19 protein-coding genes are annotated in these 20,844 nt (G+C 68.2%); 7 read left to right on the top strand and 12 right to left on the bottom strand.

What is annotated here, in order from left to right; translation table 11 throughout:
* The first annotated feature begins 370 nt into the window (after window positions 1–370).
* Complete coding sequence (locus tag EX20_RS23940; protein WP_034194965.1) at window positions 371–1,903, top strand: mannose-1-phosphate guanylyltransferase/mannose-6-phosphate isomerase; 1,533 nt, start codon at window positions 371–373, stop codon at window positions 1,901–1,903.
* Between the two features lie 127 nt (window positions 1,904–2,030).
* On the opposite strand, the gene EX20_RS23935 is transcribed toward EX20_RS23940, so the two are convergent.
* The 5 genes from EX20_RS23935 to EX20_RS23915 form a co-directional block, all read right to left on the bottom strand.
* Window positions 2,031–2,984, bottom strand: coding sequence for a transposase (locus tag EX20_RS23935; protein WP_011881531.1), 954 nt, complete (start codon window positions 2,982–2,984; stop codon window positions 2,031–2,033).
* Window positions 2,985–3,299: 315 nt separating this feature from the next.
* Entirely contained in the window at window positions 3,300–3,725 is a 426-nt protein-coding gene (locus EX20_RS32240) for a hypothetical protein (protein WP_124260008.1), read from the bottom strand.
* 445 nt (window positions 3,726–4,170) lie between these two features.
* Window positions 4,171–5,427: an RNA polymerase sigma factor gene (locus tag EX20_RS23930; RefSeq protein WP_034194964.1), complete on the bottom strand. Its 1,257-nt coding sequence runs from the start codon at window positions 5,425–5,427 to the stop codon at window positions 4,171–4,173.
* A gap of 340 nt (window positions 5,428–5,767) precedes the next feature.
* Complete coding sequence (locus EX20_RS23920; protein ID WP_011881527.1) at window positions 5,768–6,190, bottom strand: YciI family protein; 423 nt, start codon at window positions 6,188–6,190, stop codon at window positions 5,768–5,770.
* Window positions 6,191–6,315: 125 nt separating this feature from the next.
* The gene (locus tag EX20_RS23915) at window positions 6,316–6,669 is read right to left on the bottom strand and encodes a YciI family protein (protein ID WP_011881526.1); all 354 of its coding nucleotides are present in this window, start codon (window positions 6,667–6,669) and stop codon (window positions 6,316–6,318) included.
* Window positions 6,670–7,402: 733 nt separating this feature from the next.
* Between EX20_RS23915 and EX20_RS23910 the strand changes: the two genes are divergently transcribed.
* From EX20_RS23910 to EX20_RS23900, 3 genes are all read left to right on the top strand, one after another.
* On the top strand, window positions 7,403–7,789 hold the full coding sequence (locus EX20_RS23910) for an ElaB/YgaM/YqjD family protein (RefSeq protein WP_034194962.1): 387 nt from the start codon (window positions 7,403–7,405) through the stop codon (window positions 7,787–7,789).
* A gap of 52 nt (window positions 7,790–7,841) precedes the next feature.
* Entirely contained in the window at window positions 7,842–8,426 is a 585-nt protein-coding gene (locus EX20_RS23905; RefSeq protein ID WP_034194961.1) for a BPSL1445 family SYLF domain-containing lipoprotein, read from the top strand.
* Window positions 8,427–8,655: 229 nt separating this feature from the next.
* Window positions 8,656–9,708: an AI-2E family transporter gene (locus tag EX20_RS23900; protein WP_011881522.1), complete on the top strand. Its 1,053-nt coding sequence runs from the start codon at window positions 8,656–8,658 to the stop codon at window positions 9,706–9,708.
* A gap of 302 nt (window positions 9,709–10,010) precedes the next feature.
* Here EX20_RS23900 and EX20_RS23895 read toward each other — a convergent pair whose 3' ends face one another.
* The 6 genes from EX20_RS23895 to EX20_RS23870 all read right to left on the bottom strand — a co-directional run bounded on the left by EX20_RS23895 (window position 10,011) and on the right by EX20_RS23870 (window position 15,279).
* Entirely contained in the window at window positions 10,011–11,027 is a 1,017-nt protein-coding gene (locus EX20_RS23895; RefSeq protein ID WP_014724605.1) for an NADP-dependent oxidoreductase, read from the bottom strand.
* Window positions 11,028–11,062: 35 nt separating this feature from the next.
* Window positions 11,063–11,851: an SDR family oxidoreductase gene (locus EX20_RS23890; protein WP_014724604.1), complete on the bottom strand. Its 789-nt coding sequence runs from the start codon at window positions 11,849–11,851 to the stop codon at window positions 11,063–11,065.
* Between the two features lie 144 nt (window positions 11,852–11,995).
* Window positions 11,996–12,229 carry a hypothetical protein gene (locus EX20_RS23885; RefSeq protein ID WP_034194960.1) on the bottom strand — a complete coding sequence of 78 codons (234 nt, stop codon included), beginning with the start codon at window positions 12,227–12,229 and terminating at the stop codon, window positions 11,996–11,998.
* A 128-nt stretch (window positions 12,230–12,357) separates the two neighbouring features.
* Window positions 12,358–12,945 carry a phosphatase PAP2 family protein gene (locus EX20_RS23880; RefSeq protein WP_034194959.1) on the bottom strand — a complete coding sequence of 196 codons (588 nt, stop codon included), beginning with the start codon at window positions 12,943–12,945 and terminating at the stop codon, window positions 12,358–12,360.
* A gap of 81 nt (window positions 12,946–13,026) precedes the next feature.
* A complete protein-coding gene (locus EX20_RS23875; RefSeq protein ID WP_034194958.1) occupies window positions 13,027–14,343 on the bottom strand; it encodes an Nramp family divalent metal transporter in 1,317 nt (438 codons plus the stop codon).
* A 54-nt stretch (window positions 14,344–14,397) separates the two neighbouring features.
* Window positions 14,398–15,279 carry a helix-turn-helix domain-containing protein gene (locus tag EX20_RS23870; RefSeq protein ID WP_231572288.1) on the bottom strand — a complete coding sequence of 294 codons (882 nt, stop codon included), beginning with the start codon at window positions 15,277–15,279 and terminating at the stop codon, window positions 14,398–14,400.
* A gap of 436 nt (window positions 15,280–15,715) precedes the next feature.
* Here EX20_RS23870 and EX20_RS23865 point away from each other — a divergent pair, with 436 nt between their 5' ends.
* Together EX20_RS23865 and EX20_RS23860 are read left to right on the top strand one after the other, a co-directional pair.
* Window positions 15,716–16,636: a LysR family transcriptional regulator gene (locus EX20_RS23865; RefSeq protein ID WP_014724599.1), complete on the top strand. Its 921-nt coding sequence runs from the start codon at window positions 15,716–15,718 to the stop codon at window positions 16,634–16,636.
* A 311-nt stretch (window positions 16,637–16,947) separates the two neighbouring features.
* Window positions 16,948–17,349, top strand: a complete 402-nt coding sequence (locus tag EX20_RS23860; protein ID WP_014724598.1) for an OsmC family protein — start codon at window positions 16,948–16,950, stop codon at window positions 17,347–17,349.
* 175 nt (window positions 17,350–17,524) lie between these two features.
* On the opposite strand, the gene EX20_RS23855 is transcribed toward EX20_RS23860, so the two are convergent.
* Complete coding sequence (locus EX20_RS23855) at window positions 17,525–18,406, bottom strand: Dyp-type peroxidase (RefSeq protein WP_034194956.1); 882 nt, start codon at window positions 18,404–18,406, stop codon at window positions 17,525–17,527.
* Between the two features lie 509 nt (window positions 18,407–18,915).
* On the opposite strand from EX20_RS23855, the gene EX20_RS23850 reads away from it, so the two are divergent.
* Entirely contained in the window at window positions 18,916–20,778 is a 1,863-nt protein-coding gene (locus EX20_RS23850) for an ABC transporter ATP-binding protein (RefSeq protein WP_034194955.1), read from the top strand.
* Window positions 20,779–20,844: the final 66 nt, after the last annotated feature.

Below are 20,844 nucleotides of genomic sequence, written 5' to 3'. Positions count from 1 at the left end.
CACTTTCGATTCAAACGTTGCATGACGCTATTGAAGCGGCAAGAAAATCCACTCTCAAGCGCACAAGTATTTCGAAAAATAATCGGAAATTCTTGCCGCGCAATTCGCGAATTAATTCGGCAGCTTTTCCCGAATCGGCGCTGCCGAGGGGAATTTCATGGAACTTTACGGATCGGCCCGGAGCTTTACGGGAAGCGGCTGCCAGCCACATCGGCGAAATATTTTTTTATTTTTTTATTTACGTCTGACGAGTAGCTGTAAAAATTTCCCGGAAGCGTCGGCGCTGAATATTACAGAGTGCCGCCGGTTTTATTGTCGATTTACTTCATGCTACAAACGGGCACTGACTCTAATCGAGGAGAGTGTCATCATGAATGCTCCGGCCGTGGCAGCAGTGGCAGCCGATACGCCCCCCAGTTCCGCCGCAACCGACGCCGCACTGCGCGTCGCGGTGCAGCCGGTGATTCTCGCCGGCGGTTCCGGCACGCGCCTGTGGCCGATGTCGCGCGAGCACTATCCGAAGCAGCTGATCGGCCTGCTCGGCGATCATTCGCTGCTGCAATCCACCGCGCTGCGCCTCGACGGTCTGGCCGCGTCGCATCCGGTCAACGACGACGTGCTGATCGTGTGCGGCGAGGATCATCGCTTCACGACCGCCGAGCAGTTGCGCGTGACCGGCAAGCGCGCGTCGATCATGCTCGAGCCGCTCGGCCGCGATACCGCGCCGGCGCTGACGCTCGCCGCGCTGCGCATCGTCGCCGACGGCAGCGATGCGGTGATGACGGTGATGCCCGCCGACCACGCCGTCGCGGACCGCACGCGCTTTCATGCGGCCGTCGCGGCCGGCGTGCATTGCGCGGCGCAAGGCAAGATCGCGACGATGGGGATCGTGCCGGCGCGCGCGGAGACGGGCTACGGCTACATCCGCGTCGGCGCGCCGCTCGGCGATGCGGCCACCGGCGGGCTGGACGTGCGCCGCCTCGACCGCTTCGTCGAGAAGCCGCATCTCGAACTCGCGCGGCAGTACGTCGAATCGGGCGAATACTGGTGGAACAGCGGGATCTTCATCGTGCGCGCGTCGGTGTGGCTCGACGCGATCCGCCGGCTCGAGCCCGAGATCCATGCGGCCTGCGAACAGGCGGTTGCGAACGGCAAGCAGGACGGCGACTTCTTCCGCGTCGATCGCGACGCGTTCGCCGCGTCGCCGTCGAACTCGATCGACTACGCGGTGATGGAGCCGCTCGCGAGCCAGCCGCAGCTGTGCGAGAGCGTGGTCGTGCCGCTCGACGCGGGCTGGTCGGACGTCGGCTCGTGGGACGCGATCTGGCAAATCCTGCCGAAGGACGACGCCGGCAACGTCGGCCGCGGCCACGTGCTGTTCGAGAACGCCGACTCGACGTTCGCGCATGCGGAGAGCCGCTTGGTCGCCTGTGTCGGCACGCAGAATCTGGTCGTCGTCGAGACGCCCGACGCGGTGCTCGTCGCGGACAAATCGCGCGTGCAGGACGTGAAGAAGATCGTCGGCCGCATCAAGGCCGAACGCGGCGCGGAAGCGACCGACCATCGCAAGGTTCATCGGCCGTGGGGCCACTACGACTCGGTCGACATGGGCGAGCGCTTTCAGGTCAAGCGCATCGTCGTGAAGCCGGGCGCGCGGCTGTCGCTGCAGATGCACCATCACCGCGCCGAGCACTGGATCGTCGTGCGCGGCACGGCGCGCATCACGCGCGGCGACGAAACCTTCCTGCTCTCCGAAAACGAATCGACCTACATTCCGCTCGGCGTGTCGCACCGGCTCGAGAACCCCGGCAAGATGCCGCTCGAACTGATCGAAGTCCAGTCGGGCGCGTATCTCGGCGAGGACGACATCGTCCGCTTCGACGATACCTACGGACGCCAATGAAGCAACGCATGCCGGGCGCGCGGCTTCGCTTCAATGGCGCGCCCGGCAGGCAACGTTGCGCTCGAGGACCACAAAAAAAGCGGGCGCCGTGTGACACACGGCGCCCGCTTTTTCGTCAAGACCGCGATCAACCCACGCGGTACGCGTACTCGCGGCGATCGGGCTGCACGGGATCGTTGCGGCCTTCGGCCAGCGCGGCGCCGCGACGCTCGGCGATGAAGCGCTTGATGTCCGACTCCGCGCGCGCGAGCGCGGACAGGCCGGCCAGCACTTCGCCTTGCGGTGCGTGCACGGGCTCGTCGCTCGCGCCGTGGCGATCGATCCACTGGCGCGCCCAGTCGAGCGCGTACTGCTCGGCTTCGTCCGCATCGGTGAAACGCGGACCGATCAGGCCCGAGCGCTCGACGCGACGGCCGTCCTGCGTGATCTCGGCCCACGCGCGATACATCAGGTTCTGCACCGGCTGCGCGCTGCCGTAGATCGTATAGCCGCGATACTCGTCGACTTGCGGCTCGGCCGACGCGAAGCTCGCGGCGGACGGCCGGCCCTGACGCAGCCCGGCCGGGCGTGCGCCCGGCACGGTGAACGGCGATGCGGACGCACGCGCCGATTCGACGGCGGCGTCGCTCGACATCGTGGCCAGCGCCGTCGCACCTTCACCATCCCAAACGTTTGCGCGCGCAACCGGTAGTTGCCACGATTCGGGGTTTTGCCAGAACACGCCGCGCAGGCGGTCGTTGTCCTGCACGGGCTCTGCGCGCGATGCCGGCGCGGCGGGCGCGGGCGGCGGCGGCACGTAGGCGAACGTGCGCCCGCTGAACTGCGTCAGCACGTCGATCATCTGAAGCAGCGTGCCGTTGGCGAGCCACTCCTCATAGCGGCGACGGCACGTCGGCCCGGACGGATAGCGCCCGGGAAGTTTGGACCATGCCTCGCCCGTCGTCAGGATCCACAGGACCGCGTTGGCAACGACGCGCGGTTCGGCACGCGGGCGGCCTCGGCGGTTCAGCCGGATCGGTTCATCGGCAATCAGCGTCGAAAGACGAAACCACTCTTCATCGGTAAGCTCATCGAAGAACATAGTAGATCTCTCCACGCAGCCAGGCCGGGGCTGCGATTGTCGCCGCCGCGTCACGCATCGCGCGACGCGGCGGCCCGGTTGCACATTATGTTTATCCGAATGTTGTGCATGCCGGCGCGGCACCGCCCTTCAACGGTGCCGCCATTCCCGGCAATGGCGCACAAATCACGGTCTCACTCCAATGTGGGAATTTTTGTGCACGAAGCATACCATCCTCAGGGTTTATCTCAATATGACAATGACTTAATGTTACGTACTGAAACAACCTGCCAAGGATGCGCAAACCATTTATGCTTGAATTTTTTTGATCGATCCTTATGCAGCGTGCTGGGAAGCCCCGTCCGGCGGGGCTGTGCGGGCGATACGACAGGTCCGCCCGGTATGGCGCAGCGGGTGCTCCGACCCTGACGCGGTAACAAACTCGGCACGTGGCGGCCAAAATCGGTAATTCAGGGAGAAATTCGTAACAAGATATTCACGGATCGGTAAATCATTCAAATTGGCCGAAATGGAATTATCTTTGCGCACAATCTTTTTATTGTTTCTCTGCGAGTCGTGAAAAGCGGGGTTGACGCGCAATGCATGTTGTTTCCTGGTGTGCAAATTGAGCGGCCGGATTGCGGTGGCGGGCCGGCAACCGGGTGGGGCTTCATGCCGAATGGGACGGACGCGGAACACACGGCTCATGCGCGTATCGGGCATGAGTGACATGCGTGTCGGCAGCCAGATGGTTGAAGCCATGCGCGCGCGGATCGCACGGCAGCCGGCATCACTTCGCGCCGGGTCCACGCAATGCAGTCTTCGGCACAACGTCGCGATGCCGCGAGAGCATATGGTTCAGCGGCCGACACGATGCTGGTCCCGTCGCACGCATCGCGGCGTCGATCGGAACGTCACCGGCAGCTAATACATATACATATGCGTCATGCGTCGGCCTGCGCGCGGCACCATGCCGTTGCGCGCGCAAGCGCTTCGACAGCGCCATGCTTGCAGCCCGCTTCGCCGCGACGCCGACGGGATCGCACGGCGCGAGCGGCGGCATAGCGCAGTTGACGTTGCGTACGGACGTCCCGGATGGAACGTCAGAATGTCGCGCGCAGCTTCGCCTGTCATCCGCTGTTGCTCGCTGGCCGCAGCCATGCGCGGCGGAACCGCGTGCACGACCTGCGGCACGCGCCACCGCAAGTCATGCATCCGCCGCGCGTCCGAGCAGCAATTCCCTTTCACGCGCATTGCGCGTCAACTCAGCGGCGCGCCGGAATTCGACCTTCGCCTCGTCGGCGCGGCCGAGCTTCGCGAGCAGGTCGCCGCGTACGCTCGGCAGCCAGTGATAGCGTGCGAGCGCCGGGTCGTCGCGCAGCGCATCGACGAGCTCCAGTGCGGCGGCCGGTCCGAACGCCATCCCGACCGCTACCGCGCGATTGAGCGCGACGACCGGCGAAGGCGCGACTTCGGCGAGTGCGTCGTACAGCGCGACGATCTGCGCCCAGTCGGTGTCCGCTGCGGTGTGCGCACGCGCATGGCAGGCCGCCAACGCGGCCTGCAGCGCATACGGCCCGCGCACACCGCCGAGCTTCGTCGCCCGCTCGAGCGCCGCCAGGCCGCGGCGGATCAGCAGCGGATCCCAGCGGCTGCGGTCCTGATCGAGCAGCAGCACGGGCCGCCCGTCGGCATCGGTGCGCGCGTGCATGCGCGACGCCTGCAACTCCATCAGCGCGAGCAGCCCGAGCACCTCGCTTTCATCGGGCATCAGCCCGGCCAGCACGCGGCCGAGACGCAACGCCTCGTCGCACAGCGCGGGGCGCGTCCAGTCGTCGCCGGCGGTCGCCGCATGGCCTTCGTTGAAGATCAGATAGAGCACTTCGAGCACCGACGCGAGCCGCGCGGGCCGCGCCTCGGCGGCCGGCACCTCGAACGGCACGCGCGCCGCCGCGAGCGTGCGCTTCGCACGCACGATGCGCTGCGCGATCGTCGGCTCCGGCGACAGGAACGCGCGCGCGATCTCGCCGGTGGTCAGCCCGCCGAGCAGCCGCAAGGTCAGCGCGACGCGCGCATCGGCCGACAGCACCGGATGGCACGACGTGAAGATCAGTCGCAGCAGGTCGTCGCCGATGTCGTCCGCGCGCGCGTCGGCGATATCCGGCACGACGTGCGCTTCGAGCGCGTCCATTTCGTGACCGAGCTGATCGCGCTTGGCCGCGTGCAGCGACTCCTGGCGCACGCGGTCGAGCGCACGGCGCTTCACGGCGGTCATCAGCCACGCGGCCGGATTGTCGGGCACGCCGTCGACCGGCCAGTGCTCGAGCGCCGCGACGAGCGTGTCCTGGGCGAGTTCCTCGGCCACGCCGAGGTCGCGCACCACCCGCGCGGCGCGCGCGATGATCTTCGGCGCCTCGATTCGCCACACGGCCTCGATCGCACGATCGGTCGCCTCGCGGGTCACGCCGAGGGCCCCTGGGCGGGGGTGGGTGGCCGGGGCGCGATGGCCTCGATGGTCGCGATGGTGGCGATGGCCGCCGTGGTCGCCGTGGTCGCCGTGGTCGCCGTGGTCGCCGTAGTTGCCGTAGTCGCCGGGGTAGCCGTGGTCCTCACGGTCCATGCGGTCGGCACTGTCCTCACGCTCCTCGCAGTCCTCATGGTCAGCACTGCCTTCGGAGCCCCCAAGCCCCCAGCGCCCGACACGCAACCGAACGCACCATCGAACGCCGCCGCGCCAGCGCCCCGCGCCGCCGACGAAGCGATGAAGGTCATGTCGTCCATAGCGATCACCCGACGACGTGGAATCAAACGCCGCGGCCGTGCCCGACGTTCAGCTCGCGGAACCGTTCGACCGCGTCGCTCGGCGTCAGGTCGTCGAGTTCGAACAGCGGACGCACCTCGATCTCGCAGTCCATTTCCGCACCGAACGGCGCCGGAAACCGCCGCGTCCACTCGAGCGCTTCGTCGCGCGAACGCACCTGGATCAGCGTGTAGCCGGCGATCAGTTCCTTCGTTTCCGCGAACGGGCCGTCGACCACCGTGCCCTTGCCGCCGCTGTACCGCACACGCCAGCCGCTCGCGCTCGGCCGCAGGCCGTTCGCATCGAGCAGCACGCCGGCCTTCGCCAGTTCCTCGTGATAGACCGTCATCGCCTCGACCAGCCGGTCGTCCGGCAACGCGTCGGACTCGCTCACGGCGGTCGCCCGGATCATGATCATGAATCGCATCGCTCGCTCCTTGTCATCGGTGGAAAAGGCAGCCGTTCATCGGCGCCGTGACCCTACGACGCGCCGCACGCGGACGGATCGACGTGCTCCACGCCGAATCAGGGTAAATACCGACGCGGCGCTCGTCACAGGAAGCACGGGCCTACCGCGCGTACCTCGACCGTGCACCATTGGGCGGCCGGGCACTGGCGCGCGATCTCGATCGCTTCGTCGCGCGTGTCGACGTCGACGAGGAAGAAGCCGCCGATCATTTCCTTCGCCTCGGCGAACGGGCCGTCGATCAGGCGCGTGTCGCCGTCGCGCACCTGCACACGCGTCGCGCGCTCGGAACGCTCGAGCGACTCGACGCCGCGCAACACGCCGCGCGCTTGCAGCGTGCCGGCGAACTCCACCATCCGCGCATATAGCGCCTGCCCTTCCTCGAGCGTGCGTTCGGCACGCTGGTCGGTCGGTTCGACTATCAACAGCATGTAGGACATCGTGCTCTCCCGTGGCGGCCGTACGCAGTATTGAACGCGCGGGCCGGAATGACGCGGCGGATGCAAAGCGTAGCAGCCGCTGCCGCGCGCGGCGACCGGCGCGGCTCCAATGGCGATTTCTCACGCTGCAAGCGATTTTGCCTTCAACCGGCGTGGCTGGCGTCCGGATTTTGCTGCGGCAAACGGATCGACGTGATGCGCACTACTCGACACGCCGCCCGTGCGACGCCCCCACCGGCCAGCCCGCTCTCCGCGCGCGCATTCTGCCGTTGCATCGCCGGCCTTGCCCGGATTACAAAACCGGCACGCAACGAGCGACGCGTTACGCACGCCTGCACAACGAACGGCAGCGCGCGACCACGCGTTACGCGCCACGGGCCGTGGCACAGCGGCCCCCCCAACAGCAGGCACGCAACCTGCTGCACGCATCAGCGTCGATTAGTGCAATTGCATCAGCACCATGCGTGCAACGGCACTATTTACCGGGTCCATCGCGGCGGGCCATATTTACCGGACGATCGCTTCATCGCTGACGTCCGCTACGCCGCCGCGACCGATCGCGACATTTTTTAACCGCCGTCCCGCCCGCGTGGCGCAAGGCGCTCAGGGAAGCGCGCCGACGAATTGAAAATTTGTATCGAAACTCAGGCGGACGATATGAATCTCATTGGATGCTGGGTTTCGTCTTATCTTCAAAGTGGCGTGTAAATCAAATCGAAGGAGGATAAACACCATGGCGCTCACCGACTCGATCGAACACAAGCTCGACCGCGGGCTGTCCGAGCTCCGACGCACCGGCCGGCGCGTCGGACGCAGCACCCGTTCGGCTGCTCGCGACCTGCACGAGGACGTCACCGACGACCTGCGCAGCCTCGTCGACGAACTCGAAGATCTGCTGAAGAACGACGGCGACGGCGATATCGCGGCGCTGCGCAAGCGCGTCCAGGCGCGGCTCGACGAAGCGCGCAGCACGCTCGACTACGCGTCGGGCAACGCAGCCGTCCGGTTGCGCGAATCGGCCGAACGCATGGCGCAGGTCGTCCACGACAACCCGTGGCAGACGGCCGGCGTCGTCGGCGGCCTCGCATTCGTCGTAGGCCTGCTCCTTGCCCGCCGCTGAACCGGGCCGCTCGCCCCGCTCGTCCTCAACCCGACAACGAAGGAGAATCGCCATGCAGAAGTCCCTCGCACTGAAAGCCGCCACCGCCGTGATGCTCGGCAGTCTCGCCCTTGCCGGTTGCACGACCACCCCCGACCGACCCGACAATGCCTCGGCCAGCGCGTCGAAACGCGAGTCGATCGACGCGAGCGTGAATGCGACGCTGTCGCGCCTCTATTCGACGGTGCCCGGCTCCCGCGATCTCGTGTCGAAGGCGCGCGGCGTGCTGGTGTTCCCGAACGTGCTGCAGGCCGGCTTCATCGTCGGCGGCCAGTCCGGCAACGGCGCGCTGCGCGTCGGCGGCAGCACCGTCGGCTACTACAACACGTCGTCGCTGTCGGTCGGGCTGCAGGCCGGCGCGCAGTCGAAGGCGATCGTGTTCCTGTTCATGACGCAGGATGCGCTCGACACGTTCCGCAAGTCGGAAGGCTGGTCGGCCGGCGCCGATGCGTCGGTTGCGGTCGTGAAGGTCGGTGCGAACGGCGCGGTCGACACCAATACGGCCACCGCCCCGGTCGAGGTGCTGGTACTGACGAACGCCGGCCTGATGGGCGACCTGTCGGTGAACGGCACCAAGATCACCAGGCTCCACATCTGACGCTCCGGCGCGGCGCCGCCGCGCCCGCTGCCCAGCAACGCCGCGGCCCGTGCCGCGGCGTTTTCGTGTGCGCGCCGCGCAGCGGCTATGACGCGGCCCCCTTTGCGGGCATACTGCGATCCGGGCCGCCGTGCGGTGCGCGTCGCCGTGAACCGTGACGTTCGCGAGCCGATCGCGCCCGAGGCAACGAGATTCAATCAAACCAGGCATCAATCTGCGCGAACCATCCATGGACAGCGGACACGATCACCAAAAATTCTTCTACTTCCTGCTGTTCGCGGTCACCGTCGGACTCTGCTGGATCCTCGCGCCGTTCTCCGGCGCGGTGTTCTGGGGCACCATTCTCGCGATCCTGTTCCAGCCGGTGCAGCGCTGGCTCGCCGCGCGCTTCGGCAAGCGGCGCAACCTCGCCGCGCTGCTCACGTTGTCGCTGATCATCCTGATCGTGATCCTGCCGCTCGTGTTCGTCGCCGGGACGCTCGTGCAGGAAATCGCGTACGTGTACCAGGAGCTGAAGGACGCGCCGCCGAACTATTCGAAGTACGTGCACGACATCATTCAGGCGCTGCCGACGTCGATCCAGCACCTGTTGCAGAAATACGGGCTCACCAACGTCCCCGGCATCCAGAAGAAGCTGACCGACGGCGCCGCGCAGATCAGCCAGTTCGCGGCGACGCAGGCGCTCAGCATCGGCCAGAACACGTTCCAGTTCGTCGTCAGCTTCGGCGTGATGCTGTACATGGTGTTCTTCCTGCTGCGCGACGGCGGTGAAATCGGCCGCCGCGTGCGGCGCGCGCTGCCGCTCGACGAGGAGCACAAGAACCTGCTGCTCGCGAAGTTCACCACGGTCGTGCGCGCGACCGTGAAGGGCAACATCGCGGTCGCGCTGGTGCAGGGCGCGCTCGGCGGGCTGATCTTCTGGATCCTCGGGATCGAGGGCGTCGTGCTGTGGGGCGCGCTGATGGCGTTCCTGTCGCTGCTGCCGGCGATCGGCGCGAGCCTCGTGTGGGTGCCGGCCGCGCTTTATTTCCTCGCGACCGGCGCGGTGTGGAAATGCGTGATCCTGGTCGGGTTCTGCGTCGGCGTGATCGGCCTCGTCGACAACCTGCTGCGCCCGATCCTCGTCGGCAAGGACACGAAGATGCCCGACTGGGTCGTGCTGATCTCGACGCTCGGCGGGATGGCGCTGTTCGGCATCAACGGCTTCGTGATCGGGCCGCTGGTCGCCGCGCTGTTCATGGCCAGCTGGGACATCTACGCACGCGCCGAACAGGGGGAATGACGCGGTGCGCGCCGGTCGTCGCGAGCCGGCAGCCGTCGTCGGCGCCGCTCGGCCATACGAGCCGATACGATGCGCCCGGCTGCGCCACCGGTCGACGCGCGCAGCGCTGACACAAGCGATAACGCCGGGCGTACGTGCGTGATCGTCCGGCTCCCCCGCTTTCCCGCTCGAAGTCGAAAAAAAACGGCGTGACGCGCACGTCACGCCGCCTCGTTCGCCAACACACCAACGTCACCCACAGCAGCCGCAGCGAAGTTCCGCGCAACGGCTGACACGACGCCGTTACGCACGCACGCTGCGCGTCACGCCTGCGGATCGACGCGCAGCACGAGCTTGCCGCGATGGTCGCCGTCGAACAGCCGGTTCAATACGTCGGGCGCGTTTTCGAGCCCGTCGGCGACGGTTTCCTCGGCCTTGAGCCGGCCGTCGCGCAGCCATCCGGCGAGCGTCTGCACCGCTTCGCGGCTCTTGCGGTAGTCGAGGATCAGGAAGCCGCGCATCGTCAGCCGCTTGGAGATCAGCACGCCGACGTCGTCGGCCGCGCGCCCGCTGTTGTAGGTCGAGATCACGCCGCACAGCGCGACGCGGCCGCCGATCACCATCCGCGACAACACCGCGCGCATCACGTCGCCGCCGACGTTCTCGAAGTTCACGTGCACGCCGTCCGGCGTGGCGGCCTTCAACTGCTCGCGGAAGTCGTCGGCCTTGTAGTCGACGGCAGCGTCGAACCCGAGCGTGTCGGTCAGGTAGCGACATTTGTCCGCGCCGCCCGCAATGCCGACGACGCGCGCGCCGTGGATCTTGCCGATCTGGCCGGCGATCGAGCCGACCGATCCGGCCGCCGCCGACACCACCAGCGTTTCGCCCGGCTGCACGGGCGCGATCTCGGTCAGCCCGTAGTACGCGGTCAGGCCGCTCATCCCGCACGCGCCGAGCAGCGTCGGCAACGGCAGGCCCGACTGCGCGGGCAGCTTGACGAGCTGCGCGGCCTGATCGGCCGGCACGCGCGCATAGTCCTGCCAGCCGACGAGCCCCTGCACCAGATCGCCTTCCGCGAAATCCGCATGGCGCGACGCGACCACGCGGCCGATGCCGAGCGCGCGCATCACCTCGCCGATCGCGACCGGCGGCAGGTATTGCGGCACGTCGCTCATCCACACGCGGTTGGTCGGGTCCATCGACAGATACAGCACGCGCACCAGCACTTCGCCGTCGGCGAGCGCGGCGACGGGTGTTTCGACCAGCGAAAAATGTTCGCGGCCGACGCGCGCTTCGGGGCGCGTCTTCAACAGCAGCTGACGGTTCACGAGTGTCGACACGAGGTTCTCCTCCGGTAATGGTTGGTCGGTGCGCGTCACACCGCGCACATGCCGCCGTCGAGCACGAGCTCGGCGGCCGTCATGAAGCGGCTCTCGTCGGACGCCAGATAGACGGCCGCATGCGCGACGTCGTCCGGCTCGCCGAGGCGGCGCAGCGGGATGCCGCGTGCGAGTTTGCGCGTCGCGTCGCGCTCGCCGAGCGACTGGAACAGCGGCTCGACGATGCCGGTGCGAATGAACGCCGGGTGAATCGAGTTGCAGCGCACGTCGAGTTCCCGGCGCGCGCAATCGATCGCGACCGACTTCGTCAGCGACGCGACCGCGGCCTTCGACGCGTTGTACGCGGTGAAGTCCGGCTCGACCTTGAACGCGGCCACCGACGAGATGTTGATGATCGACGCCGCGCCGCTCGCACCGAGGTACGGCAGCGCGTGCTTGCAGCCGAGCACGATGCTCTCGACGTTGATCGCCATCACGCGCCGCCACTCGTCGAGCGCGATCTGCGTCGGCGCGCCGATCGATCCGACGCCCGCGTTGTTGACCAGCACCGACAGGCCGCCCAGCGCCTCGTCGGCCTGCGCGAGCAGCGCCTGCCAGCGCGCCTCGTCGCGCACGTCCTGCGTCGCGGCGAACGCGACCGGCGCCGCGTGCGCGGCGTTCAGCTCGGCCGCGAACGCATCGAGCGCCGTGGCGTCGGCGATGTCGGTCAGGAATACGCGCGCGCCCTGCTCGACCATCCGGCGCGCGATCGCGCGGCCGAGCCCGCCCGCGGCGCCCGTGATGAAGGCACGCTTGCCTGCGAGGCGTGAAGAAACGACTGTCATGGAACCTGCTCCTATCGTGATGGGCCGCGACGGCGGCTGCCGCGCGCCTGTCGGCGCTCGCGCGGTGTGCGAGTATAGCGAGCCCGCGTGGCGGCGTCGGACGAACTGTCCGGCGCAACCGGCCGCGCCGGGGATGCCCGAATTTCACGCGCACGCGGCGCTCGGCGTGAAGCTGATGCCACGCGCGATCGCCTGCCGATGCAGCTTCATCGCCGCCCGCAGCGACGCGCCCGCCCGTCGCTGCCGGCACCGCTCGATCGAACGCCAGCGTACGCGATCGCCGCCGATCGATGAAATGAATATTCGTAATACCCGGTCATCGACGGGATTGATGAGCGCCGCGCCCCTGGCCGGCGCGCGCGACAGGTCGCCGCGCACGGCGCTGGCGCACGCACGCGGGCCGTCGACGACGAAATGGCAAGGCGAGGAGGAAGCAGGCGTTGCAGCGCGACCGCGCCACGCGCGCGGCGGCATCGGCGACCGACGCGCCGCGCCGGCCGCGCGCGTCAGGCGCCGTTGCCGGCGCCGCGCACGAAAGCGCAGAACTGCGGGGAATGGGTGTCGATCATCTGCTGGAACGGCGCGCGGTGCCCGTACGCGATGCTGGACACGAGCAGCAGGCTGACGGCCGCAATGCGCGGCGAGAACGCGCGCGGTTGCGCGTCGCCGTATGCGCGCAGAAAGGCCAGCGCGACTGCCGCGCCGAGCAGCCAGCCGGCGACGACTTCCGGAACGGTATGCGAATGATCGAGCACGCGCGCGATCGCCGTCACCGCGCCGACGGCCAGCCCGGCCGCGACGCCGGGCGCCTTGCCGGCGCGAAACCCATGCCATAACGTCGACAGCGCGACCGTCCACACCGAGGTCGACAGCATCGTATGGCCGCTGATCACACGAAAATCGAACTGCGGGATCTCGATGCCGCACCCCGCATAGAGGATCTTGGTCGCGCCGACCACGCTCATGCCGGCCGCGAGCAGCGCGACCCAGCGCACCGCGAGCCGCCAGTCGGACAGTGCGAGCCAGATAGCGCAGGTCAGCGCGACCGGCAGGGTCAGCGCGGCGTCGCCGATGTTGCTGATTTCACTCCACATGATGGACATCGAACGGCTAGCGAAAGGCCGCAGTTTAACGCATGCACACAGCGCGGCCGTTTCAGCCTGTGACAGGCTGTATCAGCTTGCGACGCCGGTGATCAGCAGCAGATTCGTGCCGCCGATGACGGCGAACAGCGCCCACGCGAGCGCCTGCATCCCGCGGCCGATCGCATGCTCGCCCATCGTGCCGCGATCGCTGACCGAGCGGATCAGCGGCCACATCGCGAACGGCAACTGGAGGCTCAGCACGACCTGGCTCCATACGAGCAGCTGCCCGACCGACCCGTCGCCGAGCCACAGCACGCCGATCAACGCGGGCACCAGCGCGAGCCCGCGGGTGATCAGACGCCGCTGGTAGCACGGGATCTTCGTGTGCAGGAAGCCGTCCATGATGACCTGGCCGGCGATCGTGCCGGTGAGCGTCGAGCTTTGCCCGGATGCCAGCAGCGCGATGCCGAACAGCAGCGCGGCCGCGCCGCCCGCGATCGGCGTGATCAGCCGGTAGGCCTGCTCGATGTCGGTCACGTTGTGCTGGCCGGTCGCATGGAACGCCGCGCCCGCGACGATCAGGATCGCCGCGTTGACGAGCATCGCGACGAACAGCGACACGCAGGTGTCGATGCGCACCAGCGCGAGCGTGTCGCGGATCAGCCCGCGCGCGCCGCCGACCACGTGGCGCGTCTGCACGACCGACGAATGCAGATAGAGGTTGTGCGGCATGATCGTCGCGCCGACGATGCCGAGCGCGAGCACGATCGCGTCCTTGCTGTCGTGGCCGGGGTTGCCCGGCACCAACCCCTTCGCGACCGCATGCCAGTCGGGCGGCGTGATGGCGACCTGCGCGACGAAGCAGAACGCCATCGTCGAGATGAGCCCGAGCACGATCGCCTCGATCTGGCGCACGCCCTTGCCCTGCAGTCCGAGGACGATCATCGTGTCGAGCGCGGTCAGCACGATCCCCCACGCGAGCGGCACGCCGAGCAGCAGCTTGAACGCGAGCGCGCAGCCGAGCACTTCGGCGATGTCGCACGCGATGATCGACACCTCGGCGGTCAGCCACTGCACGAGGCGGCCGACGCGGCCGTAGCGGTCGTAGCTCGCCTGCGCGAGATCCTTGCCGGCGACCAGACCGAGCCGCGCGGCCAGCATCTGCAGGAAGATCGCGGCGAGACTCGAGAACGCGACGACCCACAGCAGCGAATAGCCGAACTGCGAGCCGGCCTGGATGTCGGTGGCCCAGTTGCCGGGGTCCATGTAGCCGATCGCCACCAGCAGGCCCGGGCCGAAGAAGCGCTTGAACTTCATCCAGCGCGACGCGCGCGCGTCGATCGTGATGCTGCCCTTTACTTCCGACGGACAGAACGGGGCGGTGGCGGTGGTGGGAAGCAAGGGCATGGACACGGGCGATCGGATGGGCAATCCGGCCATTTTACGGTCACCCCCCGCTTTTTACCGCAGGTGTGCGCGCGCCGCCGGGCCGGCCCAGTCGCCGGCCGCCGGCGCGGGCCGGGATGCGGTGCGCGCCTCGGGCTGCTGCGCGCCGTCGATCAGCAGCCGCTCGCGCTCCGCGATGCGGAATTCGGTCGGCGACACCAGCAGCCGCTGACGAAACAGTTTCGCCAGACGCTCGCCGCTGCCGAACCCGGTGCGGCGCGCGACCTTGTCGGCGGGCAGCGTCGTATGGACCAGCATGTGGCACGCGCGCTCGAGCCGCACGTGCTGCACGAACTCGGTCGGCGTCACGCCGATTTCCCGCTTGAAGCGCCGCAGGAAGTTGCGTTCGCTCATCGCGGCCGTGCGGGCGACGTCGGCGATCGAGATGCGGTTCGCGCTGAGCGTGCGCAGCCGTTGCGCGGACATCCGGATCGACGGGCTCGCGCTCAGTTCGCGGTACGCCCACATCGACTGCGTATAGCGTTGCTCGACCGGACGCATGAAGTTGTCGGCAATCTGCTGCGCGGCGCCGTCGCCGAGATCGGCGCGGAACATGTCGAGCACGACCGCGAACACGTCGACGGCGCCGGCCGGCGGCTCGATCGTCGCGGCCGGCCGGCGCGTGCCGTCGGCCGCCTGCGCGCGCGCCGCGTGCATGAGCGGCGGCGCCGCGGCGAGGCCCGGCAGATCGACCGCGTCGGCGATCCAGCGCGCCTGGCGACGAACGTCGCCGAGGCGCTGCTGCAAGGCGGTGTCCCAATTAACCGTCACGCGCTCGCCATGAAGATGCAGGAATGCATACGCGCTGCGGCCGTGCTCGTCGTCGAATGCATCAGCGGCGATCCGCACGCCGGACGACGACTCCAGCAACCCGCCGCTTTCGGACACGTACTTCACCTCATAATCCGCGCCGAGCGGCTGCAGGCGATTCGCCAGATTGAAAGCCTCGCCGAGACGCGCGGCCTGCGCCAACGAAAACCCCGTACTCAAATAGACAACTACGCACCGCTGATCTGCTGCTTGCACTGGCAAGGCCCCCGGACTGTTTCGACTTCTGCCGATACCGTCGAACTGTCAGGCTTATATTTGGTGTGGATGCGTGCGACAGGACGGCTATCTCGAAATATGAAGCGACGGCATCGTAGCCGAACGATCCGATTCCCGCGCGCCGGTGGCCGACCGCGACATCATGATGGCGGATTGATACAGGCTGTGCCGCGTGACGGCGCGGCAAACGGCGCGCCGCCGGGCCGGCCGGCGCATGCGCGGGTGCGCTTGGGTTGCCGCCGCATCCTTTAGAATCGCTGCACCGCCCTCTTCGCCGAGTTCGTCCTTGCCCGCCGATCATCGTCTCGACCTGAACCTGTTCCGCGTGCTCGACGCCGTCTACGTGCATGGCGGGATCGGCGCGGCCGCGCGTGCGTTGCACCTGACGCAGCCGGCCGTCACGCACGCGCTGAACCGGTTGCGCGCGCATTTCGACGATCCGCTGTTCGTGCGGCAGGGCAACCGCGTCGTGCCGACCGAACGCACGCGCGCGGTCATCGCCGACGTGCAACTGCACGTCGCGGGCCTGCAGCGCGCGGCGCGCGATCCGTCGGCGTTCGATCCGGCGACGCTCGAGCTGAGCATCGCGATCGGCATTCGCGACGTGCTCGAATCGATCGCGCTGCCGCAAATCGTCGCGGCGTTCGCGAGCGACGCGCCGGGCCTGCGGTTCGTGAGCCGCCGCGTCGCGCTGTCGGAGATCGAACGCGAACTCGCGTCGGGCAATCTCGATCTGGTCGTCGATCGCCGCGTGCAGACCGGCCCGCGCATCGCGACCGAGCATCTGCTCGACGACTCGCTCGTCGTCGCGATGCGGCACGATCATCCGCTGATGCGCGGGCCGCTGCGGCGCAGCGACTACTTCGCGGCGCGGCACGTCGCGGTGTCGTCGCTCGGAGAGCCGCAATCGCTCGACGTGCTGCTCGGCAACGACGGGCGCTTCCGTCACATCCAGCTGATTTGCCAGCACTACTTCGCCGCGTGCCAGATCGCGGCGGCCGGCGACCTGCTGCTGACGCTGCCGCGCACGTATGCGCTGCGCATCGCGACCATGCTGCCGATCGCGGTGCAGCCGCTGCCGCTGCGGCTCAAGCCGTTTCCGCTGCTCGCGTACTGGCACGAATCGCGCGAGACCGACCGGGCGCATCAGTGGGTGCGCGCGCGGGTCGCGGGGTTGGTGCGGGAAATTGCGGGGGGTGCTGTGTAGCGGTGCGTGGCGCTGCGTGCCGCTGCTTGGGCGGTTGACGCGGTCAGTGCTTTTGATGTGTCCGGTGTGCTCGATGCGGTTGATGTGCTTGATACGCTGATGCGGTCGATGTGCTCGACGCCTCCGACGCCTCCGATGTCTCCGATGTGCTCGATGTCCCGATACGCCCACAGCACTCGACGCCCCCGGCGATCGCGACCCGCTCTCCCCGCAGCACGCTGCGCACGCGATGTCGGCTGAGACGGTATGCTGACGAGCCCTTTGCCGCGCCGCGTCGCGGCCGTTCCCATCCCGATCTTTGGAGACTCGCCATGTCGCTCATCCACGCTGCCGCCACGCTCGCCGCTGACGCCCCTGACTACGTCGTCCAGTTGCAAGCCGGCACGCATGCGCTGACCGGCGACGAGGCGCCGCGCGAAGGCGGCCAGGGCGTGGGGCCGGCGCCGTTCGAACTGGTGCTGGCCGGCCTCGCGCAATGCACGGCCGCGACGCTGCGCATGTACATGCAGCGCAAGACGTGGCCGGCCGCGCGCATCGACGTGCGCACCGAGCTGCATGCGGATCGCGAAGGACAGCAATACGTGCGCCGCGTCGTGACGCTCGACGGCCCGCTCGACGACGCGCAGCGCGCGCGCCTCGCCGAGATCTGCGAGAAGACGCCGGTCACGCAGTTCGTGAAACGCGGCACGCGCATCGAAACGACGCTGAACTGACGCGCGCCGGGCCGGGCCGAGCTGAACGGAGCCAACATGCCCTGCCACGCAGCGCACGGCCGCGCCCTGCCAAACCGCCTCCACGCCGCCCGCCACGCGAACGCGCACCATCAAAAAACGGGCGGCCCGCGCAAGATGCGCGGCCCGCCCGTTCACTCCGCTGCTACCGCGCCGCTTACAACCCGAGCGCCGACAGATCCAGCTTGCCGTCCTTCACCGGCGGACACCAGAAATACGCGCCCGTCAGCGGCTGCGTGAAGCGGAACAGGCCGTCGACGATGCCGTCGTCCGCGCCGCACATCCGGCGCATCTGCACGTCGAACGCGCGCAACGAACAGCCGAACGCGACGAAGTAGAGCCCGGCGCGCCGCGCATCCGCCCACGGCGACGAGCGGCGCAACATGAACGCTTCCGGTTCGAAGCTCTCCTGCGCGGTGCGCTTCACGTGCGCGAACGCGGGCGCGTCGTCGATCTCCTCGTTGTCCGAGCGGCGGCGGCCGACGATGTGATCCATGTCGCCCGACGCAATCCGCTCCATCCGGTCGAAGTCGTGCAGCCATTGCTGAACCGCGACGAAGCTCGAGCCGTCCAGGCCCGCGCCCTGCCCGGCCACGACGGCCGCGGCCAGCGCGTCGTCGCCGGTCGGATTCTCGGTGCCGTCCTCATATCCCGACAGGTCGCGATCGCCCGAATAGCGGAAGCCGTCGACCACGTCCTGCAGCGCGAACGCCGGCGCGAGCGCACGCTCGATCGCGCGCGTGCGCAGCACCAACTCGCCACGATCGTCGCCGCGCAGCCACACCCAAACGTCGGCGGGCGTGACGGGCAGCGTGCGGTCGTTCACCGCGAACGCCGGGTATTCGGTCAGGCCCGGCACCGGGCGCCCGAGATGCGCGGCCAGCGCATGACCGAAGCCGGCGACCGCGTCGCGCCCGTCGACGAGCTCGCGCAATGCCCGCAGCGCCGCCGCGACATTGACGTTGCTGGAAATCGTGAAAGTGAGGTATCGGGCCGCCGCATCGATCGGAGCCAGAATGCCTTGCTGAACGTCGCTCATCGTTTCCTCAGGAATGTATCGGGGTGAATCGGCCGGGCCGCAGCAGCCGGCGCAACCGCAAAGTTTAATCGATGCGGCCCCGCGCTCCGCGCCGCGCCGCGCACGAAACGGGGCCGATACATACCGAAACGTATCGAAGCCTCCGACGCGCCGCGTGCCGCGCGTATCGACGCCGCAACGCGCATTCGTCAGACATTGCGGCGAGCCGAACACTGCTGCTAGAATCGATCCACGCTTTTTCGGCGTCCTTTTTTCTTCATTTCAACCGTTCGCTACAGGGAGGTGCAGATGTCACGAATGCCAGCAGCCTTCCCGAACGTGGTCTCGCGACGCCGCTGATCCTGCGCGTCGCACGCGCCGGCTTCCGGGTCCGCTCACCCGCCGGTCCGCGCATTTTCCCGACAGCCCGTTGTTCGTTTCATCCGCGCCGTGCGCGCGGGTCGGCTGTCGCGTTTTCGACGTTCTCCGAACCGGAAAGTCCCGACGCGCGACGCGCCGGGCAACGATACATGACCAGAAAAACCACCCATTCGGGCGGCCACGCATTCCGGGCCGTCTTCGGCTTCACGTTCCGCTACTGGCGCCGGCAGCCGGTACGCATCGCCGCGATCGCGGCGCTGGCGCTGCTCGGCGCACTCGCCGACGTCCTCACGCCGCTGTTCGCCGGCCGCCTCGTCGATGCACTGTCGAGCGGCCTGACCGAGCGCACCGCCGCATGGCGTTCGGCCATCACGGCGTTCGGCACGCTGGCCGGCCTTGGCATCGGCGCGACGCTGCTGCGCCAAGGCGTCTACCTGAACATCATCACGCTGACGCTGAAAATGATGAGCGAGATCGCCGCCGCGTCGTTCCATCGCGTGCAGCGCTTCTCCACCGACTGGCACGCGAACAGCTTCGCCGGCTCGACCGTGCGCAAGATCACGCGCGGGATCTGGGCGCTCGACCTGCTGAACGACACCGTGCTGATCGCGCTGTTGCCGTCGGTGATGATGCTGTCCGGCGCAACCGTGCTGCTCGGCACGCACTGGCCGGTGATGGGCTTCGTCGTCGGCGCGGGTTCGCTGCTGTATATCGCGGTGACGGTGGCCGTGTCGCTCGGGATCGTCGCGCCGGCCGCGCGGCTCGGCAACATGTGGGACACGCGCATGGGCGGCGCGCTCGCGGACGCGATCAGCTGCAACACCGTCGTCAAGGCGTTCGGCGCGGAAACGCGCGAGGAAGCACGCCTCGCGCGCGTGATCGGCAAGTGGCGGCAGCGCACGCGCCGCACGTGGGTGCGCGGCACGCTCAACGGCGGCCTGCAAGGCGCGATGCTGGTCGCGATGCAGGCGGCGATGATCGGCGTCGCGCTGCGGCTGTGGGCGAACGACGAGGCGAGCGTCGGCGACATCGCGTTCTCGCTGACGATGTTCTTCATGCTGCAGGGCTATCTGCGCGACGTCGGCATGCACATCCGCAACCTGCAGCGCTCGGTCAACGACATGGAAGAACTCGTCGCGCTCGAGCGCCAGCCGCTCGGCATCGAGGATCGCCCCGGCGCGCCCGCGATCCGCATCACGCGCGGCGAGATTCGCTTCGAGCACGTGACGTTCCGCTACGGCAACCATCCGGTGTCGCTCTACGACGACTTCTCGATGCGCATCGCGCCCGGCGAGCGCGTGGGGCTCGTCGGCCATTCGGGCTCGGGCAAGACGACGTTCATCAAGCTGATCCAGCGGCTCTACGACGTGTCGGGCGGGCGCATCACGATCGACGGGCAGGACATCGCGCAGGTGCAGCAGGAGTCGCTGCGCAGCCAGATCGCGATCGTCCAGCAGGAGCCGGTGCTGTTTCACCGCACGCTCGCGGAGAACATCGCGTATGCGCGTCCCGACGCGAGCCGCGCGGAGATCGAACGCGCCGCGCGGCTGGCCAGCGCGCACGATTTCATCGACGCGCTGCCGGACGGCTATGACACGCTCGTCGGCGAACGCGGGATCAAGCTGTCGGGCGGCGAACGGCAGCGCGTCGCGATCGCGCGGGCCTTCCTCGCCGATGCGCCGGTCCTGATCCTCGACGAAGCGACGTCGAGCCTCGACAGCGAAAGCGAAGTGCTGATCCAGCAGGCGATGGAGCGCTTGATGGTGGGGCGCACGACGCTCGTGGTCGCGCACCGGCTGTCGACGGTCCGCGCGCTCGACCGGCTGCTCGTGCTCGAGCGCGGCAAGGTGATCGAGGAAGGCGACCACGATACGCTGATCCGTATCCACGGCGGCGTCTATCGCCGGCTGTTCGAGCGGCAGGCGCTGGAGCTCGCGAAGGGCCTGATCGATGCGCCGCCGCGCACGCTCGGCGACGGCGCCGAGTCGCCGGAGCACCGGGCGGCCGTGTAACGCGGGCAGGCCGGTCAGCGGCCCGACGGCGCGGCGGCGGTCCGCGCGCGCGGGCCGCGCCGCCGA

This window comes from Burkholderia sp. WP42 (genome assembly GCF_000745665.1).
Lineage (GTDB): Bacteria > Pseudomonadota > Gammaproteobacteria > Burkholderiales > Burkholderiaceae > Burkholderia > Burkholderia vietnamiensis.
This window is presented reverse-complemented; position numbering and strand designations above follow the sequence as displayed.

What these genes read in the sequence shown, in the direction of transcription:
- EX20_RS23880 (WP_034194959.1), bottom strand. Translation starts at nt 12,945, where the DNA reads ATGTGGAGTGAAATCAGCAACATCGGCGACGCCGCGCTGACCCTGCCG.
- EX20_RS32240 (WP_124260008.1), bottom strand. Translation starts at nt 3,725, where the DNA reads ATGGCTTCAACCATCTGGCTGCCGACACGCATGTCACTCATGCCCGAT.
- EX20_RS23905 (WP_034194961.1), top strand. Translation starts at nt 7,842, where the DNA reads ATGCAGAAGTCCCTCGCACTGAAAGCCGCCACCGCCGTGATGCTCGGC.
- EX20_RS23850 (WP_034194955.1), top strand. Translation starts at nt 18,916, where the DNA reads ATGACCAGAAAAACCACCCATTCGGGCGGCCACGCATTCCGGGCCGTC.
- EX20_RS23890 (WP_014724604.1), bottom strand. Translation starts at nt 11,851, where the DNA reads ATGACAGTCGTTTCTTCACGCCTCGCAGGCAAGCGTGCCTTCATCACG.
- EX20_RS23900 (WP_011881522.1), top strand. Translation starts at nt 8,656, where the DNA reads ATGGACAGCGGACACGATCACCAAAAATTCTTCTACTTCCTGCTGTTC.
- EX20_RS23910 (WP_034194962.1), top strand. Translation starts at nt 7,403, where the DNA reads ATGGCGCTCACCGACTCGATCGAACACAAGCTCGACCGCGGGCTGTCC.
- EX20_RS23940 (WP_034194965.1), top strand. Translation starts at nt 371, where the DNA reads ATGAATGCTCCGGCCGTGGCAGCAGTGGCAGCCGATACGCCCCCCAGT.
- EX20_RS23915 (WP_011881526.1), bottom strand. Translation starts at nt 6,669, where the DNA reads ATGTCCTACATGCTGTTGATAGTCGAACCGACCGACCAGCGTGCCGAA.
- EX20_RS23855 (WP_034194956.1), bottom strand. Translation starts at nt 18,406, where the DNA reads ATGAGCGACGTTCAGCAAGGCATTCTGGCTCCGATCGATGCGGCGGCC.
- EX20_RS23920 (WP_011881527.1), bottom strand. Translation starts at nt 6,190, where the DNA reads ATGCGATTCATGATCATGATCCGGGCGACCGCCGTGAGCGAGTCCGAC.
- EX20_RS23935 (WP_011881531.1), bottom strand. Translation starts at nt 2,984, where the DNA reads ATGTTCTTCGATGAGCTTACCGATGAAGAGTGGTTTCGTCTTTCGACG.
- EX20_RS23875 (WP_034194958.1), bottom strand. Translation starts at nt 14,343, where the DNA reads ATGCCCTTGCTTCCCACCACCGCCACCGCCCCGTTCTGTCCGTCGGAA.
- EX20_RS23860 (WP_014724598.1), top strand. Translation starts at nt 16,948, where the DNA reads ATGTCGCTCATCCACGCTGCCGCCACGCTCGCCGCTGACGCCCCTGAC.